The sequence below is a fragment of the Candidatus Eisenbacteria bacterium genome (assembly GCA_013140805.1).
Taxonomy (GTDB): Bacteria; Eisenbacteria; RBG-16-71-46; order RBG-16-71-46; family RBG-16-71-46; genus JABFRW01.
This window is the reverse complement of the sequence record JABFRW010000201.1, coordinates 23,510-39,903: the sequence shown is the minus strand read 5'-3', so window position 1 is coordinate 39,903 and position 16,394 is coordinate 23,510. Positions and strand designations below refer to the sequence as shown.

General features: G+C 65.0%; 14 protein-coding genes. 5 read left to right on the top strand and 9 right to left on the bottom strand.

Features of this window, described 5'->3' with window-relative positions; all coding sequences use genetic code 11:
• Window positions 1-103 precede the first annotated feature (103 nt).
• On the bottom strand, window positions 104-754 hold the full coding sequence (locus HOP12_15550) for a TIR domain-containing protein (GenBank protein ID NOT35559.1): 651 nt from the start codon (window positions 752-754) through the stop codon (window positions 104-106).
• Between the two features lie 431 nt (window positions 755-1,185).
• Between HOP12_15550 and HOP12_15545 the strand changes: the two genes are divergently transcribed.
• The 4 genes from HOP12_15545 (at window position 1,186) to HOP12_15530 (ending at window position 4,550) form a co-directional block, all read left to right on the top strand.
• A complete protein-coding gene (locus HOP12_15545; GenBank protein NOT35558.1) occupies window positions 1,186-2,001 on the top strand; it encodes a ParA family protein in 816 nt (271 codons plus the stop codon).
• Window positions 2,002-2,035: 34 nt separating this feature from the next.
• Window positions 2,036-2,935, top strand: a complete 900-nt coding sequence (locus HOP12_15540; GenBank protein ID NOT35557.1) for a ParB/RepB/Spo0J family partition protein — start codon at window positions 2,036-2,038, stop codon at window positions 2,933-2,935.
• A gap of 81 nt (window positions 2,936-3,016) precedes the next feature.
• Window positions 3,017-4,102 carry a hypothetical protein gene (locus HOP12_15535; GenBank protein ID NOT35556.1) on the top strand — a complete coding sequence of 362 codons (1,086 nt, stop codon included), beginning with the start codon at window positions 3,017-3,019 and terminating at the stop codon, window positions 4,100-4,102.
• Between the two features lie 94 nt (window positions 4,103-4,196).
• Window positions 4,197-4,550 (top strand): hypothetical protein, encoded by a 354-nt coding sequence (locus tag HOP12_15530; GenBank protein NOT35555.1) that lies wholly within the window; start codon window positions 4,197-4,199, stop codon window positions 4,548-4,550.
• Between the two features lie 12 nt (window positions 4,551-4,562).
• On the opposite strand, the gene HOP12_15525 is transcribed toward HOP12_15530, so the two are convergent.
• The 7 genes from HOP12_15525 to HOP12_15495 all read right to left on the bottom strand — a co-directional run bounded on the left by HOP12_15525 (window position 4,563) and on the right by HOP12_15495 (window position 14,212).
• Entirely contained in the window at window positions 4,563-5,429 is an 867-nt protein-coding gene (locus tag HOP12_15525; protein ID NOT35554.1) for a site-specific DNA-methyltransferase, read from the bottom strand.
• A gap of 80 nt (window positions 5,430-5,509) precedes the next feature.
• Window positions 5,510-6,895, bottom strand: a complete 1,386-nt coding sequence (locus tag HOP12_15520; GenBank protein NOT35553.1) for a hypothetical protein — start codon at window positions 6,893-6,895, stop codon at window positions 5,510-5,512.
• Window positions 6,896-7,161: 266 nt separating this feature from the next.
• Window positions 7,162-7,788 (bottom strand): hypothetical protein, encoded by a 627-nt coding sequence (locus HOP12_15515; protein NOT35552.1) that lies wholly within the window; start codon window positions 7,786-7,788, stop codon window positions 7,162-7,164.
• 183 nt (window positions 7,789-7,971) lie between these two features.
• Window positions 7,972-9,870 carry a hypothetical protein gene (locus tag HOP12_15510; protein ID NOT35551.1) on the bottom strand — a complete coding sequence of 633 codons (1,899 nt, stop codon included), beginning with the start codon at window positions 9,868-9,870 and terminating at the stop codon, window positions 7,972-7,974.
• Window positions 9,871-10,434: 564 nt separating this feature from the next.
• Window positions 10,435-11,541, bottom strand: coding sequence for a glucose 1-dehydrogenase (locus HOP12_15505; protein NOT35550.1), 1,107 nt, complete (start codon window positions 11,539-11,541; stop codon window positions 10,435-10,437).
• Between the two features lie 53 nt (window positions 11,542-11,594).
• On the bottom strand, window positions 11,595-12,608 hold the full coding sequence (locus tag HOP12_15500) for a glyoxalase (protein NOT35549.1): 1,014 nt from the start codon (window positions 12,606-12,608) through the stop codon (window positions 11,595-11,597).
• Window positions 12,605-14,212, bottom strand: coding sequence for a GMC family oxidoreductase (locus tag HOP12_15495; GenBank protein ID NOT35548.1), 1,608 nt, complete (start codon window positions 14,210-14,212; stop codon window positions 12,605-12,607). Before HOP12_15495 ends, HOP12_15500 begins: the two co-directional genes overlap by 4 nt.
• Window positions 14,213-14,595: 383 nt before the next feature.
• Between HOP12_15495 and HOP12_15490 the strand changes: the two genes are divergently transcribed.
• Complete coding sequence (locus HOP12_15490; GenBank protein NOT35547.1) at window positions 14,596-15,495, top strand: hypothetical protein; 900 nt, start codon at window positions 14,596-14,598, stop codon at window positions 15,493-15,495.
• Window positions 15,496-15,644: 149 nt separating this feature from the next.
• On the opposite strand, the gene HOP12_15485 is transcribed toward HOP12_15490, so the two are convergent.
• A complete protein-coding gene (locus HOP12_15485; protein ID NOT35546.1) occupies window positions 15,645-16,376 on the bottom strand; it encodes a hypothetical protein in 732 nt (243 codons plus the stop codon).
• Window positions 16,377-16,394 lie beyond the last annotated feature (18 nt).

Here is a 16,394-nt window from a genome sequence, read left to right as displayed (position 1 = left end):
CATCGCTTCCTCCTTCGTTGACGTCTTCCAGGACATCGACGAGGAGAGCCGACGCGGCCCGCCGTTGCAACTCCCGGCGGCCGCTCATGCAGGAAATATGAATTTACAGAAGCGACGTTACGCTAACGCAAACCACGTCGCCCGGACGAGGCGTGGGATGCGACCGCAACCGCGCGACTAGAACGCGGATGCGTTCCTGACGCTCGAACTCCTGCTGATGACCAGGAGACGGCGCCATCGATTCACGCTGTCGAAGGAGCGCATCCAGCTCATCTATCTCCTGGGCCGGAAAAGGGCGGTAGCCGAGCGCGTCGACGGCAGCCATGACTAGTTGTTGCCCCTCCGTCTGAGCCAGTTTCTGGGCAGTCGCCTCGGCGACCGCCTCGGGGGGCATGGCCCTCGCGTCCAGATGACCGAGGGTTGGCGGAAGGCCGGGAGTGTCCGAGTCATCAAAGCGGACTGGCAGCAGGAAGGGACCCGGTTGGTTCAGGGCCGCAGCCAGGGCGCTGCGGAACTCATGTCTTGTCCACACTTTGGATACATACTCACGCGAGATAAAGACAATGACGAAACGACTCTCTAGCCGATAAACATGGTCGAGATAAGACGGTAGGTCCTGTCCCCAGAGCTCGACGGTTTCGAGGTCGGCCAAGAAGTGATCCACTCCGAGCTCTGAAAGTCGCCTTGAGACGGCCGTCACATACGGGCGCTGTTCGCCCGCGAAGGACAATGCGACTCGGCGCTGCGTGCTCATGGCGCGGCCCTCGTCTGAAGAGGCACATCAAGCTCGCCAAAGGACAGGTTCGACTGCTGACCTTGGAGACAACACCGTCCGAGGCGTGGCGTCAAAGGGCCGGCGAATGGTGATGACGGGCGGTGCGAAGCGTCCGCTCCGAGAGTTGGGTGGAGCGGCTTGCCGAACGTCCCCTCGAACAGCACACACTGTGTCCTGTTGGACTCCCGCACGCGGAGGTCTTCCTGTCTGCCACGACTCGTGAGCAATCAGGGCTATTCACGCCATCGTGAGGACCCGAGGTCTTGACTGCGCGTGCCACCTTGCTAGGCTAACGGTCTTGGGGCGAACTTGTCGACGAGCACTCCCGCGCTTCCGTTGCGCAGCCACCACTGGCCTCGCCGACGTGCCCCTGGCACCACAACTAATCCATTGCTAAGTCAGTCTCACGGATGAGCAAGATTCTCTGCATCGTCAACAATAAGGGCGGAGTCGGCAAGACCCATACGGTGTTTCACCTCGCCGGGGCACTCTCAGACGTCGGGCTGCGCGTCCTCGTTGTCGACCTTGATGCCCAGGTGAACCTCACCCGGCTGTTCCTCAAGCAGCTCAACCGCCCAACGATCTACGACGTTCTCGTTGACCAGATCGAACTCGCGCGCGCGGTTCAGCTGACGGCGACGAAGAACGTCGACGTCGCGCCGGCGGATTCGCGAATGAACCGGCTGGGCTATGCCCTTCAGGACGAACAAGACCAACACATCCGCCTGGACACCGCGATTCGCGAGCGGCAACAGCAACCCAACCCCTACGACGTAGTGCTGCTGGATTGCCCGCCGAACCTCGACATTCACACGACAAACGCGCTGTGCGCTGCGGACAGCGTCGTGATTCCGATGGAAGCCGACCAGTTTTCCGTGGACGGCCTGCAACAACTGCTCGCACTCATCGGGCAGATGCAGCAGGTCAATCGACGTCTCGTTGTCGAGGGCGTGCTGATCAGCCTGTACAACTCGCGGCGCTCGATCGAGCAGACAATCGCCACGACGCTTCGCATGTCGGCAGGCATTCCCGTGCTGGACGTCTACATCAAGAACAGCGCGCGATACCGCGAGTCGATCACCGCCCGCCAGCCCATCACGCACTACAAGCCAGGTAGCGAGCAAGCTGCGGCCTTCGAAAGGCTTGCTGGGCACCTCACCCACGATGCCTCCAGGGCCGCAGGACAGCCCCAGGAAGCGCCAATCGCCTATGCCCGGCACGACTGACACCTCCGCAACACCACGCCGAAAGAAGCCTAGCGTGCTGGACCTCGCCGTTCAGGGCGTGCAGGGAACGCTGGCGCGCCCCACCGAGTTGCCCGCCGTCGAGCTATCCGTCATCGAACGCGACGGCGTTCGCTCGAAGCTCCGGCTTGATCGCAGTACGGGAACGCTACCACTCAAGTACGTCAAGCCCGACCCCAACCAGCCCCGCCAAGTGGACACCCACGCGCCAGACTTTGCGGACCTAGTCTCGAGCATCCGCGAGCACGGGGTGATCCAGCCGATTACAGTGCGCTACGTCGAAGGCGATGACTACTTCAAGATTGTCGCCGGCGAGCGACGCTACCGAGCCGCCTCTGCGGCTGGCCTGTCCGAGATCCCCGCCGTCGTCAAAGACCTCGACGACACGAATGCGGCAATCCAGCAGATTGAGGAGAACCTGCATCGCACGAACCTCAACCCGCTCGACGAGGCCGCAGCCATTCGGCGCCTGATGAGTGCCAAGGACTACACGCAGCGGCAGGTCGCTTCGAAGATCCACAAGCCCGAGTCCTACGTCTCGCAACTGTTGGCGGTCGAGGAGCGCCTCACCCGGCATGAAAAAGCCGCGATCGTCAAACTTCGTCCAGACGAAGCGCCAGGAAGGACGCTGATCTATGCGGCGTTGCGGGCGCCCGACCCTGAAACTCGCCAAGCCCTCCTGTTCGGGAAGGTGTCCGGCAAGACGATCACCGTGGCCCAGGCGCGGGCGACCCTGGCCGAGAAGAAGCGCCGCGCTGGCGGCCGCCCTAGGGCCGCAGTCGTGCAAATCAGTGTCGAGGACATCGGCGCCGTCGTCACAATCCGCTTTGCTAAGCGGACGCGCGTCGCTGATGACGACGTGGCCTACGCGCTTGAAGCGGCGCGTGCCACCTTTAGGCGGCACGAACGAGGATAGCGATGGACCACACAGCAGGACGCTCGACTGCAAGGTTGCGCGAGTGACGTGCCGTGAAGCTCATCTCCTAACCGCACACAAATGTCGGACTCTCCTTCCCGCTCGCCCGAGGACCAACACCGCAAGGAACTCGAGGCCTTTCTCGCAAGCCTCTCAGCTGACGAGCGTCGCCAGCGAATCGTCCTCGAACCCGCGTTTCGTGACGCCTACAACGAGATCACCCAAGCCCACCAGGTTGTCCAGGCGCCCAAGTATTTTTGGGACCACTGGGTGCCCGTCCTCGGTCCCGTGGCATCGACCCTGTACATGCGCCTTCGTCAGCACTGCTTCTACAACCCCCGAACCGGCGAACGGCGCGACTTCTGCTGGCCGAAACAAGAAACCCTCGCCCGTGAGGTCGGGATCCGAGACCGTGAGTCTCTCCGGTCGGGGCTCGTTGCCCTCGAGCTTCACGGATTCATTAGGCGCGAAGCGCAGTATGTTCGGGACAGGGCGACCGGGCGCCCTCGCCGCGCGTCCGACAAGTACCAGGTGTTCTTCGAAATCCCCCTGCGCGACGAGGACGCGGTCACACTCTTGGTAGATCAGGCATCCAAACAGACAACCCTCAAGACGCAGGGCCAGCCCTATGCGGCGGTGAAACCGCCGCATAGGGACTCGGCTGTGGAAGACCAGCCCTATGACGCGGGAAAACCGCTCCATCAAGCTGGCGGGAAAACCGCCAGCAAGAACAAGTACCTTGAAGAAGTACCTAACGAACGTAACGTTTCGCTAGAAGTACCCGTGTCGGCTGGGCCCGGAGGGCTCAACCCGCTAGGGCACATGCTGCGAGCACGAGAGCGCCGATCAACGCCGACGACCAAACATCTCCAAGATGTGCTCCCCCAGATCACCACGAGCCGCGAGAAACGCGACGAGCTTCTGCACATCGAGGCATTGGCCGGAGACATGCTCGATCTGCTCGGGGATTCGCACTCTCGACCCTTTTATCGCCACGTCGCCCGCACCTTCTTGGAAGCTGGGCTCGAGCGACTCGTGCGTCAGGCGTTGTCGGAGATCAAGGACAGCGACCGCGGGGGAACATTGCGGAACAAGGCCGCTGTCTTCACTGCACGCGTCAAAGAACTAGCCGGAGCATACGGGGTCGACCTTCGCCGCACAGCGTAGAGCGGTCTGACTGACACCGCCCCTTGAAGGGGTGGCGTTGCCGACAGGAAGACAAGCCCTGCCGGCGGCACCGCCCTTTGAAAGGAGGCGGCTCATGGCCGACGTGTTCGGTGACGCGCGGTGGCACCCGATCCTGTGGGTCGTCTCCATGCTCTCGTTCCCAATCGACCGCTACAATCAGCTCGGCGTCACTTGCTGCCCGAACCCAAAGCACGAAGGGCAGCCTCGGATGACGTGCCTGATCTTCCCGAGGAAGAACCGCTGGCGATGCACGAAGTGTCACGCCTGGGGCGACCCGATCGACTTCGTGAGCCTGGTGCTCTACCGAAACAAGCTCGAGAGCGCCCGCTGGATCATCCGCAACTGCCGGTTGCTTCCTGAATGGGAGCGGTTCGAGCAGGAGTACCGCGGACTGCCCGCGAAGAAGCCCGTCCCCGCTTCCAAGTGAAGCGGGGTTTTCTTAAGCGGTCTTCTTGACGACCTTGAGCTTCGGCCGTGGGAGCGCAATCGTTTTCGAAACGATCTTCCCGTCGAAGCGGAACATGGACGCGGTGACGTATTCAGGATCGAGGTCGCAGGAGATCCAGCGCCGACCATCGGCCTCACACACCTGGCCGGTCATGTTCGAGCCCCCGAACGGATCGAGCACCAGATCGCCCGGATCCGTGAGCATCTTCACGAAGAAGTCAGGCAGTCCCGCGGGGTACCGCGCCGGATGTGCCTTGATGCCGCACTCCTTACACCGTCGTTGGTAAAGCGTGTTGCTCTCCGTGTTCGGAATGGCCAGGAGGTTGGACGGGATCGCGCCGCCGTTGTCCTTCGAAAAGTTATCGGAGATATCGTGGCCAGAAGGACGCAGGCCCTTGTTGTAGCCATTCTTGAGGAGGGCCTTCATCGACTCGCTGTACGGCGTCAGCACCTTGCGGTTCGTCGCCTTCGGCTTCGTGGTCTTCGAGAACCACCAGACCATGTTGACAGCGTCCTTCACGCGGATTCGCCGGACCGTCACCCACTCAGCCGGGCTGGGCAGCTTGGCCGGGTTAAACCAGAAGAACTCCTGTGCCAGAAAGAAGCCGTGGCGCACGAGCTGGACCGCGAGGTCGTAATGGTAGACCGAGCGTGTGGGCTCACCCTTGTTCCAAGTCCCGCCAATGTCGAGTACGAAGCTCCCGGTGGGCTTCAGGATACGCTGGATCTCTTTCGCGAACGGCGTGAACCAGGCGATGTACTCGTGGTCGGGGACGTTTCCGTAGTCCTTCTGACGCAGGAGCGCGAACGGCGGCGAGGTCATCACCAGATCGACGCTCTCGTCGGGAAGCGTCTCCATCAGGCCGCGGGAGTCCGCGATGTACGCCTTGCCGAGCTTGGTCGTGTATGCCGCGTCCTGCTTGATCCTTGGGAATGCCGTCACGACTCGTCCTCAATCCGTTTGAGGGTTGCGGCCAGCTTCGCCGTCCGGTGCAAGATCTCGAAGATTGTTGCGGGGTTCTCGGCGATCGCCTTGATGTCTCGTTCGTCCATGAGGACCACGGTCAAGTTGGTGCGCTTCATGACACTCTTCGCGTGCTCGATGGCGTCAGCGGAGAACCGCCCGGTCGAGACGACAACCACCACGTTCGCGTCCATCTGGACGGCGAGCCCAACCTCTTTCGCGACATCGTCCAGGCGCACTGAGCTCGTGTTCTTACACTGAATGTTCCAACGCAGGAAGACGGGCTTGTGACTCTCGACCAAGAGGTCGACCTCGGCGCCGCCGGTGGTCGTCCCCCGGAGCCGCCACGCACGATACTCCAAGCCGGCGACGAAGGAGAGCTTCGCCGCGAGAGCCTCCAGGGCCTTCCCCTTGACGTTCTTGTTCTCGCTCTTCAGGTCGCGCAGGACGTCGGCCCAAGGCGCGCGAACGAAGGAGCGATACTCGATGCCGGCGGATGCTTCGACGGCGTCGAGCAGAGGCTCGAAGACGTCGATCTTGAGTTTCTCCGTCGGGCGAACAATCGACGGCTTCGCCCCTCGCCCTCCGGTCGTCTTCTGATAGGTCAACAGCCCTCGCTCCTTCAGGGGCTCGAGGACGGCACCAGGCAGACCCGTGTCGGGAAACCGGACGCCAAAGGTCTCCGTCGCGAACTTGGCGACCTCGTTCGAGCGGATTTCCGTGACGTTCATCCGGGCGAGCGCCCGGGCGTAGGCCTTCTGCTCGCTTGTCAGCCCGTCCAATGCTTCGATCTCTTGCGTCGAGGATCCGAGGAGTTCGGCCTTGCGTGCCTCGACGACCCGATGTGGCTCGGGAGTCACCACCCCGCATTTCTCGAGCCACTGCCTGACACGCGTCGCCGCCATGTTGTTTTTTGGAATGTGCAGGCCGCGCCTCACCAGTTCCTCGCGGACCGCATCCATCTTGACGGCGATGCCAGATGCGTCGAGGTCCTCGACGACGTTCAGTACGGCCATGCCCCCCCTCACCTTCAGTAGCACGTGGCGGCCCATCTCGGCATACAGGGCATCGGGGTTGTCGCGCAGAGCCATGAGCCGCTTGCCGGCGTCAGTCAGGTGGAACCGCTCGTGCAGCTTGCTGCCCTTGTCGTTCGGCCCCGAACCATCAGCGATGATCCCGTAGGCCAACAAGGACAGACGCACGTTCTTGGCCACGACCGCCTTGGGGAACCATTTCGCTTGGACGGCCCTCAGGAGGGCGCCGCTATTGCCCGCGGTCGATTCCAACACATTGAGGACGTCCACAAGATCCACCTGAGACGGGGAAAACTCGGAACTGAATGCGATGTCGCTCTTTGCCACGGCCTACCACCTCCACGGTGGAGTGCTGCTGCACGCAGGAACCGCCCAGGTGGCGATTTGCTCGGGAAACTAACAGGTGTCGGCTGGCCGACACGAGCGTCGATTCCGCGACGCTGTGGCTACCCATTCGGCTGCGGCTTGAACGTCCATGAATGGTGGCGAGCGTCTACTTCTGGACCGCTCAGCGCAACGCCCCGCAGGACACTAATTCCACGGGGCGTAGCGGTAGCCTTCCCAGGGCTCCCGAGGCAATCTTGCGAGCTGCGTCACGCGGCGACGGCACCCCCTTCGCGAACAGCGGCCGTGAAGGCGTGGATCCGCCGAAGCAGCGTGAACCGCGACAAGCCGAGCGCCTTCGCGACGCCAGCGGCGGGCACGCCGTCGCAGTAGATGCGCCGCAGCGCGATGCCCACGACGCCCGGCGCGCGGTCGAACACGGTCCGCAGGTCGCACCGCTGCTCGATCTCGCGTTCCGCACAGTGGTCGCAGAAGTCGGCGCCCTGCCCGAGGTGCTGCTCGAGCGACAGGACGGCCCGCTGCTGCTGTTCGGCATCGCCGGCCGTGGGGCGCGTGCGCCACCCCGGCGGGCAGTAGCTCGCGGCGACACGCTTCACCGCGTCGCGCACGACGAGGCGCAGGAAGACGCGCGCCGGCGCACGGGACGGGTCGAAGACCGCGCCGCGTTCGAGCAGGATGAGGTGGGCTTCGCTGACGACTTCGTCTCGCACATCCTGAGGCAGGAACCAGGCGTGATGCGCGGCGAGGCGGGTGAGAACGTCGTGGGCCTCGGCCGGAAACCGTTCGCGGGCGTCGAGGTCACCACGGAGGTAAGCGACCAAAAGGTCGCACAGCCCTGCACGGGCCGACCCTGCACGGGTCGAGGGCATGGACATGGGTGCGGCTCTCCCTTGCGCTTGCAGCAGGCCAACGCCGCCATCAACTGGCGACGTCTCGTTATGCCGCTGCAGCGCCCGGGGGCCTAGGCGGCACGTTGGCCGCACCTGCACCGGCTGTTCAGGTCGTGAAGAGTACATCTCCGGCCGGTCGCCCGACAACTGGCAACCGGCCGGCACTGATTACGCGGTCGCCGGGGCCTCGTCGTCCTCGAGCGACTCCTCGATTTCGTCTTGATCCTGGAGCGCCTGCTCCAGCACCTTCAGCGAGTTCCGCAGGAACGGCGACCAGATTCCCACGCGCTGAGCCTCGTAGAGCATCTTGGTGTGGTCATGCTCCGCGGTGAGCTCCGCGCGGCCGAGCATCAACAGCAGAACATCCATGCCGTACTTCAGCCTGGCGCCCTGCCCCGAGACCAGGGTGGCGGAATAGAGGGTCTCGAAGAACGGGTGCTGCCGGTTCACCTTGACCAGCACCTGCCCCGCCGGCGTCCACTCCGGCACATAGAACGGCGCGTTCGGGTCATCGAAGTAGTCGATGAGGTAAGGCCGGAATTTGGCCTGCTTCTCGAGGGCCTTCTTGACCTCCTCGATCGTCTCCCCCGTCACCTTCGACTGCCGCTCGGCCTCGGCATCGAACTTTCGCCGAAGCGTCGGGCGCTCGGTCTCGGGTGCCTTCGGGACGGTGCCCTGCACCATGTCAGCGGTGGCAGCTGCCTTCTCCGCCGGCGAAGCCTCCTGGCTCGGTTCGGCTGTCACCTTGTTGCGCTCGTCCTTCAGCCGACGGCGCTCGACCGGGTGCCAGCGGTATTCCTTGCTGAAGACCATGTCGACCTCCTCGGCCGACAGGATCTTCCAGAAGTCCTCCAGAGGACGGACGCTTTGCTTGTCGTTCGTAATGCCGAACGCCTCGTCGAGCGAAGGCTGGAAACGCACCTCGCAGCCGACGTTGTAAATGTAGCCCTGCAGCAACGGCCAGTTGCCCATACCGTTGCTCTTGTCACGCTGCGAACGCGGCAGGTTCGTGATGGTGTCGATCTCGCGGTTCGCACGGACGAAGGAGATCCCGGGACGGCTCTTCTTGATCTCCATTCGCTTCTTCGCGTCGTCACCGAACTCGTTCTTGCCTTCGACCAGCCCGATCGGGAAGTGCGCGATGCGGACTTCAATCACGCCGGCCGCGATGATGTTCTCGTCCTTCAAGAGGTCCTCGTCGGGCTGAACCCGCTCGAGATGCCCCGTTTCGCTGCCATTGCGCACCAACTTGACGGCGATGGCCCAGTCGCGAGCCAGCGTCGCGCCACCGTCCTCGGGCTTCGCGTAGAGCCGCGCCTTCGGGTCGAGGAAGAGCGGATCGACCTTCTCGACGGTCAGGCCGTCCACTTCGAGCTCGAAGTTGTCGAGCAGGTACCGGTACACGACACCGAAGTCGTCGACCAGGTGCTCCTTGAGGAGCGCTCCGCTGCGCCGGGTGAGACGATCCGGCTCCACCCACACGACCACCGTTCCGTGGTCGAAATTGAAGCCGGACTTCTCCAGGTGCCGCTGCACAAACCTCGGCAGGGGCTTCTCCACCGCCTCGGGGATGTCCACCCGACCGTGGTGCTGCACCTCGTTGACGTCCAGGTACGTCATGTAGATCGCGGGATCGTCCTCGGTCTTGGTGTACACCTCGACGCGCTTGGTCTGATTGATCGAGGAGTTCGGCAATCCGAATCCGAACTTCCCGATGAAACTCGCCTCGTCGAAGTGAGTGCCGCCCCCCAGGCAAAGGGCGCAACGCGCCATCTGGGGCAGCATGCCCGCTCCGTCGTCGATGAACGCGATCGCGGTGACCGACTCCGTACGGCCGTGGACCTTCGATGCGGCGGCGCGCTCGAAGACGACGTGGACCTTCTTCGCGCCGGCCTCGATCGAGTTGTCGACGATCTCGCGCGCCGCGGCTGCCGTGTTGCGGTAGCCGTTGCGGCGCTGGGAGTCCATCGCGTGCTTCGGGTTGAACAGCGGGAACGTGAACTCGGGTCCCAGCTCGTCCAGGTACTTCTGCTGGCGCTGGATCTCGGTAAGCAAACGGTCTTCCATGGCGCTTCTCCTTGCGTTGGCCGCACGTAGGCGGCAGTGAGTTCGCCGCCCTTCAGCTTCGGGGCGGACACAGCATGGTGGACAGGTTCCGCACGGAATGTGCGGGAGGAATCCCGGCGTGTCGACGGTGGCGTCGAGAATCGACGCGTGGCTACCGTTTGGCTACCGCCTGAGGGTCCACGAGGGGCCGTGGTGGTCCACCCCTGTCCCTGAAAGAGCGGGGCCCCGAAGGTGGTCAATCCTTCAGGGCCGCAACGATTTCCTTGTGGCGGTTCATGTTCCGGGGCACCAAGTCCAGATCAGCCTGGGGCGATTAGGAAACCGCTGCTCTATCCGTCTGAGCTACGGGGCCGTGACGCAACAGTTAGCACGACCCGAGAGCGTGCGAAAGCCAGGAAGCTCACGGTCCAGTAGACCACGCCGTCCGACCGCTCCGGCACCTCTCCGCCGCTGCTCTTGCAGGACTCAGCTGATTCGGCGCAAGACGGGGTGAGAGCCCTGATGTGGCCCGATCGCCAGCATCGACGCGAGGAGCCTGCCAGGGGCATGGCCGCGCGCGAGCCCCTATCCCAGGTCCGCGACTTCGCAGTAGACCTTGATGGCATTCTTGCCATGAGTGAGCGTGTCGAGCAACTGCTGCCAGTGCTCGAGACCCTTCACCGGGTGCGTCATCAGTTTCGCGAGCCACCCGGGGAACTGCGCCTCGCACTGCGCGAGGTCCTTTACGCCGAGCTCGAAGTACTCCCGGTTCGCGTTCACGGTCCCGACCATTACCTTGTTGCCGAGCACGAACTCGAGATTGATCCGGTCGGCCGGCACTTCGACCTTGCGGTCGCCGCCGGTGACGCTCGACAGCACCAGCACGCCGTTCTTGCCCAGAGCCTGCATCGACTCGAACACGATCGGCGAGAAGCCGGTCGCTTCGAACATCAGGTCGAACGGGCCGAACTGCTTCGCGCCCTCGATCACCGGCACGTCGACGGTGCTCAGGTAGCGGGCGCCGAGGGCTTCGAGCAGGTCCGAGTTGAGGTTCGGGCGCGGCGTGCGGCCGAACACGGTCACGTCGAGGCCGCGCAGCCGCAGCGCCATCGTCGCGAGCAGGCCGATCGTGCCGGCGCCGAGCACTGCCGCCTTCTTCGGCTTCCACACCCGCAGGCGGCGCTGAATCTCGAACGCCTGGGCAATGCCCTTCTCGACGACGGTGGTCGGCTCGAGCAGCACGCCGACCTGCTTGAGGCCCATCGGGATCTTCACGATGAACTCGGCGTCATCGACGTAGTACTCGGCGAGATAGCCGTGACGCAGGTTGATGCCGCGCTCGTAGTAAGTGTCGTCGGTGGTCATGTCGTTGGTGCCGATGACGTCGTAGATCGAGTGCCCGGGCCGCCGCACGGTGGCGACCACGTAGTCGCCGGCCACCAGCTCCGTGACGTTCGCGCCGACCGCTTGTACCCGGCCAAAGCCCTCGTGCCCGATGATCAGGTAGTCGTCGCCGGGAGGTGCTGCCCCGTATTCGGCGGCGTTGATCTCCTTGTCGGTGCCGTCGACACCGACTCGCAGCACGCGCACCAGCACGCCGCGGCCGCCCGGGATCTGGTCGAGCGACGGCTTCGGCACTTCGCGCAGATGCATCGAGCCGGGCTTCCCGGGAATCACGGCGATCGCCTTCATCGTGCCGGTCTTCGTGGCGTTCATGGTCTCGGCGTTCTCCATCGTGAGCGGCTTCATTCCTGCACCACCTCCATGGCGTGACCATCGGGGTCGCGCACGATCAGGGCCTTCGAGAATCCCAGCGAGCGATCCGGAAGCTGCACGGCGCTGCCCGACACCATCGGTGAGCGCGCCGCGCGCAGCGCCTTCGCGGCGGCGTCGAGGTCGCGTGTCTTCAGCGTGGTCTGCCAGTGGATGAGGTCGTTGGCGTGCTCGTCGGCTGGGTACGGGCGGCCGTCACCGGGCGCAAGGTACTCCAGGAGCTCGATCGACGGCCCGGCGCCGGCGGTGAGCGACGTGATGCGCAGGTGCGCGCCGTACACGTTGTTGAGCCGCTCCTGCTCGACACCCCAGTTCTCGGCGCCACCCGCGACCTTCATGCCGAGCAGGTCACGGTAGAAGGCGAGACTCAGGTCGGTGTCGTGAACCACAATCGCGGTGTGATCGATTCCGAGGAACATGCGGTCCTTGCGATGCCACCGCTGGGCGCCCTTGCCGGCCGGGAAGTGCAGGATCTCGAGGGCGTGGCCATCGGGGTCGCGGAAGTAGAAGGCCGAGATCCCGCCGGCGTTCGGGTTCCAGGCCGGGAGCGTCTGCGGAGCCGTCGAGGCGTGCTCGACCTTGAACTCGCGGAGGCGCCGGTAGGCCGCGTCCATGTCGCTGACGATGATCGCGACGTGCTGGAACCAGCGGTCGTTCGAGCGCTGCGTCTCCGGCCGGCCGAGCCCGCGTGGTGCGAGGTACTCGGTCAGCTGGATCTGCTCGTCGCCGAGCGCCAGGGTCGCCTGCCGCACGTGCGCGCCGAACACACCCTGCAGGTGCTCGTAGCCCTCGCCCATCGTCTCGGTCTCGGCGACCTTCCGGAACGTGAGCACCTCGGTGAAGAACTTCACCGAGCGATCGAGGTCGGACACCGTGATCTCGATCGGGCCGACGCCCTGGACGAGCGGGACCTCGGCGGCCCGGGCCGCGAACGCGAACAACAGCGCGAACAGCGCGCTCGCGAGGGTGGATCGCAGAAGCCTCACACTGCACCTCCGATCATCGCCGTCGCCGCTTTGCCGACGCCGAGACGTGCCTTCAAGTGATTGGCGACGCGCAGCGCGTTGGCCATGATCGTGAGCGCCGGATTGACCGCGCTGCTCGACGGGAAGAACCCGCCATCGACCACGTAGAGGTTGTCGAGGTCGTGGGCCTTGCAGTTCACGTCGAGCACCGAGGCCTTCGGATCGGCGCCAAAGCGCACCGTGCCGTTCTGGTGCGCGACGCCGGCGAGCGGGATGCGCTTGCCGATGTACGCCTGCATCGGCACGAGCTCCTTGTGGCACTCGACGCCGTGCACGTCGCAGGGCACGCGCTTGAGCGCGCCCTGCAGCTCGTGCGTGAGGCGGCGGTGCGACTCTTCGTTGTTCGGCGTGTAGCTCAGGCGGATCTGCCCGTCGCGCTCCACGGTCACGCGGTTGTCGGCAGCCGGCAGGTCTTCGCTCGTCAGCCAGAAGTCGAGCGAGTGCTTCGCCATCTGGTCGAGCACGACGCCGGGCGCGAACTTCGGCGCGCCGGCGCGCAGCGTGTTCTCGTCGAGCTTGCCCACGAACGAGACGTGGCCCATCGGGTGCTGCCAGTCTTTCGTGCCCCAGTAGAAATCGTTCATGGCCCAGGTCTTCTGGAACACCGTCGGGTTCGCGCACTTCGTGATCTGCATCATCACGCTGTTCAGGTGGCACATGTAGTTGCGCCCGACCTGGTCCGAGGAGTTGGCGAGCCCGTTCGGGTGGCGATCGTTGGCCGAGCGCAGCAGCAGCGCCGCCGAGTTGATCGCGCCGGCCGCCGAGATCACGAGCTCGGCCGAGTAGTTTTCGATGCGGCCCTCGCGCTCGACCACCACGCCGGTCACGGTACGGCCGTCGGCGCTGGTCTCGAGCTTCGTCGCCAGCGCGCCGGTCAGCAGCGTCACATTGCCGTGCGCGAGCGCCGGATCGACGCAGGTGACCTGCGCGTCGGCCTTGGCGTTGACGAGGCACGGATGCCCGTCGCAGGTCGCGCAGCGCACGCAGGCGCTCTTCCGCCAGTTCGACTCGTCGAGCCGGATGCCGAGCGGCACGTGGAACGGCCGGTAGCCCTGTGAGACCAGCCCGTCGTGGAGGCGCTGGATGCGCGGCTCATGACTCACCGCCGGATGCGAGTAGGGCGCGCTCGCCCACGGCTCGGTCGGATCTTCGCCGCGCGTGCCGTGAACGCTGTAGAGGCGCTCGGCCTGCGTGTAGTACGGCTCGAGGTCGGCGTAGGCGACCGGCCACGCCGGCGAGACGCCGCCCGCGTGCTGCACCACGCCGAAGTCCTGCTCGCGCATGCGCAGAAGCGCGGCGCCGAAGAACTTGGTGTTGCCGCCGACGAAGTAGTGCTGGCCGGGCTGGAACTCGTGACCCTTGGCATCGCGCCATTTCTCGGCGTTGTTGTAGCGACCTTCGAGCACCACCGATTTCGTGCTCCAGTTCTCGGTCTCGCGGCGCGCGTAGTCGCCGCGCTCGAGCAGCAGGACCTTCTTGCCCGTCGGGGCCAGCGCCCAGGCCAGCGTGCCGCCGCCGGCTCCGGTGCCGATGATGATGACGTCGTAGTGGTTTGCGGCGGACATGGCGCCTCCTGGGAAATCGCGGGATGGAGCTTTGCTCACGGGGGCTGGAATGCCGGGCCGGCCATTTGGGTTCCCGCGCCCCCGATCCTGCCCGATCCGGCCGGCGGCCGGCCTGCCGTTGCCAAGAAGTGAAGGTTGTGCGGCGAAGAATGTGGACGGCGCGGGACCTGCGACGGCTCCGCAGCATGTCGAACACGCCGCGCGACTTCATTCCGCCCCACTGCCCGCGAACTGCTTGCCGCTTCCATCGTTGCAGCGTTGGCTGGCGCTGGGTTCGTCACGGCGTCTATCACCGACGCTGTGAACCGCGGACCATTCCTCGCTTCCGCTGTAGCCACTGCCGCCACACCTTCAGCGCCCAGACCTTCAGCCCGACCTACTGGTTGAAGCGCCCGGAACTCCTCGCGCCCGTCTTTCAGCGCCTGCTCACGTGCTCGGGCTATCGCCAGATCGCTCGCGAGGCGCGCTGTTCACCGACCACGGTGATGGGCCAGGCGGCGCGACTCGGCCGCCATGCACTGCTCTACCTCCATGAGCAGCGGCCGCCGTCTGCCATTGCCGAGCCGCTGGTGATCGATGGCTTCGAGTCGTTCGAGTTCAGTCAGTATCACCCGCTGCACTTGAACCTGGTGGTGGGAGCCGACTCTCACTATGTCTATGCCTTCACCGAATCGGAGCTGAGGCGCAAGGGCCGCATGACATTGAGGCAGAAGCGGAGGCGACTGTGGCTGGAGCACCAGTTCGGACGGCCAGACCCGCGTGCGATCGAGCACGGCATGGCGACCGCGTTGCGCATCGCCGCCCCTCAGCCTCAGGCGCTGGTGGTGCGCTCGGATGAACACGATGACTACCCGCGGGCGATGCGACGGCTTTCCGAATGGTCATTCCGCCACGAACGCACCTCGAGCCGCGCGGCGCGGCACGCGGGCAACCCACTGTTCCCGGTCAACCGCATGGACCTGCTGCTTCGCCACAACAGCGCCAACCACAAGCGCGACACGATCGCGTTCTCGAAGAGGCGGCAGAGTGCGGTGGAACGGGCGGCGGTTCTGGTGCTGTGGCAGAACTTCGCCAAACGGTTCTCCGAGCGACGAGGCGGCGGGACGCCGGCCATGCGGCTCGGGCTGCGAGAGCGGCCGATCCCGGTGGCGGAACTACTCGAACGGCGGAGGTTCCCGAGTCTCGTGGCGCTCCCTGAAGCATGGGCTCGCTACTACCGGCGCGAGATCGACACGCGACGCATGGCACGGCCACGGAGGCACGCGCTGAGGCTTGCCTGTTAGGCGAATCGGGCGGGGCCTCGCGTGAGCGCACTCCGCCCGATCCACAATCTTCGCCGCACAACCAAAAGTGAACGCCGCCCGGGGCTTCTCCCCGAGCGGCGTCCAGCGGGTGTTACTGGAACTGCGGCGAACCTTCCGTCCGCCGCGAGCTACTTCGCGGCCATTGCCTCCGGGGCGATCGTGACCTTGATGACCTGGTTCACGGCCGGGACCGCGTAGCCCTTCGCAAGGCCGACCTTGCCGTTCTCGGCAGGACCCGAGTTCGGGGCCTTCTGCCGCGGCCCCTGGTTGGCGCCGACGCCCGGCTCTTCGTCGACTTCGGTGCCGGCGTTCCACAGCAGGAACTGCGAGGTGATGTCGCCCGCGACCGCCTCGCCCTGCTTCGTCCACAGCTCGATGCCCTTCTCCGACGGCGCGTAGAACCAGTCGTTCGACTGGCCGAACATCATCGCGGCGGTGAGCTTCTCGCCGGGGTTGGCGGTGAAGGTGAACACGAACTTCTTGCCGGGGAGCGCGGGACCCGCCTTGTCGTCACCGACCGGAATCGCGACGGCGTCGACGGTGCTGATGCCCTTCACGCCGCGCGAGTTCTGGACCAGCATCGACGGGTTGCCGTCCTCGGCCAGGTGCTCGAGGCCCTTGCCGCGATCGGCGGTGCCGGCCTTGAAGAGCGGCGCGTTCGAAGTGTGGGTGAGGAAGATCACCGGCGAGGTCGGCGCCGGCGCCGTGCCGCCGGTCGAGAGCTGGAGCGAGCCGGCCGTCGAGACGTTCTCGACCGTGACCGTGAACTTCATCCAGTGATGCATCGGGTTGTGATCGGCAGCCGCGAGGCTCGGAATCACGAGGGCGGCGAGGACAGCGACCATCAGCTGGCGGGACATTACGTGGGTCTCCTGAGG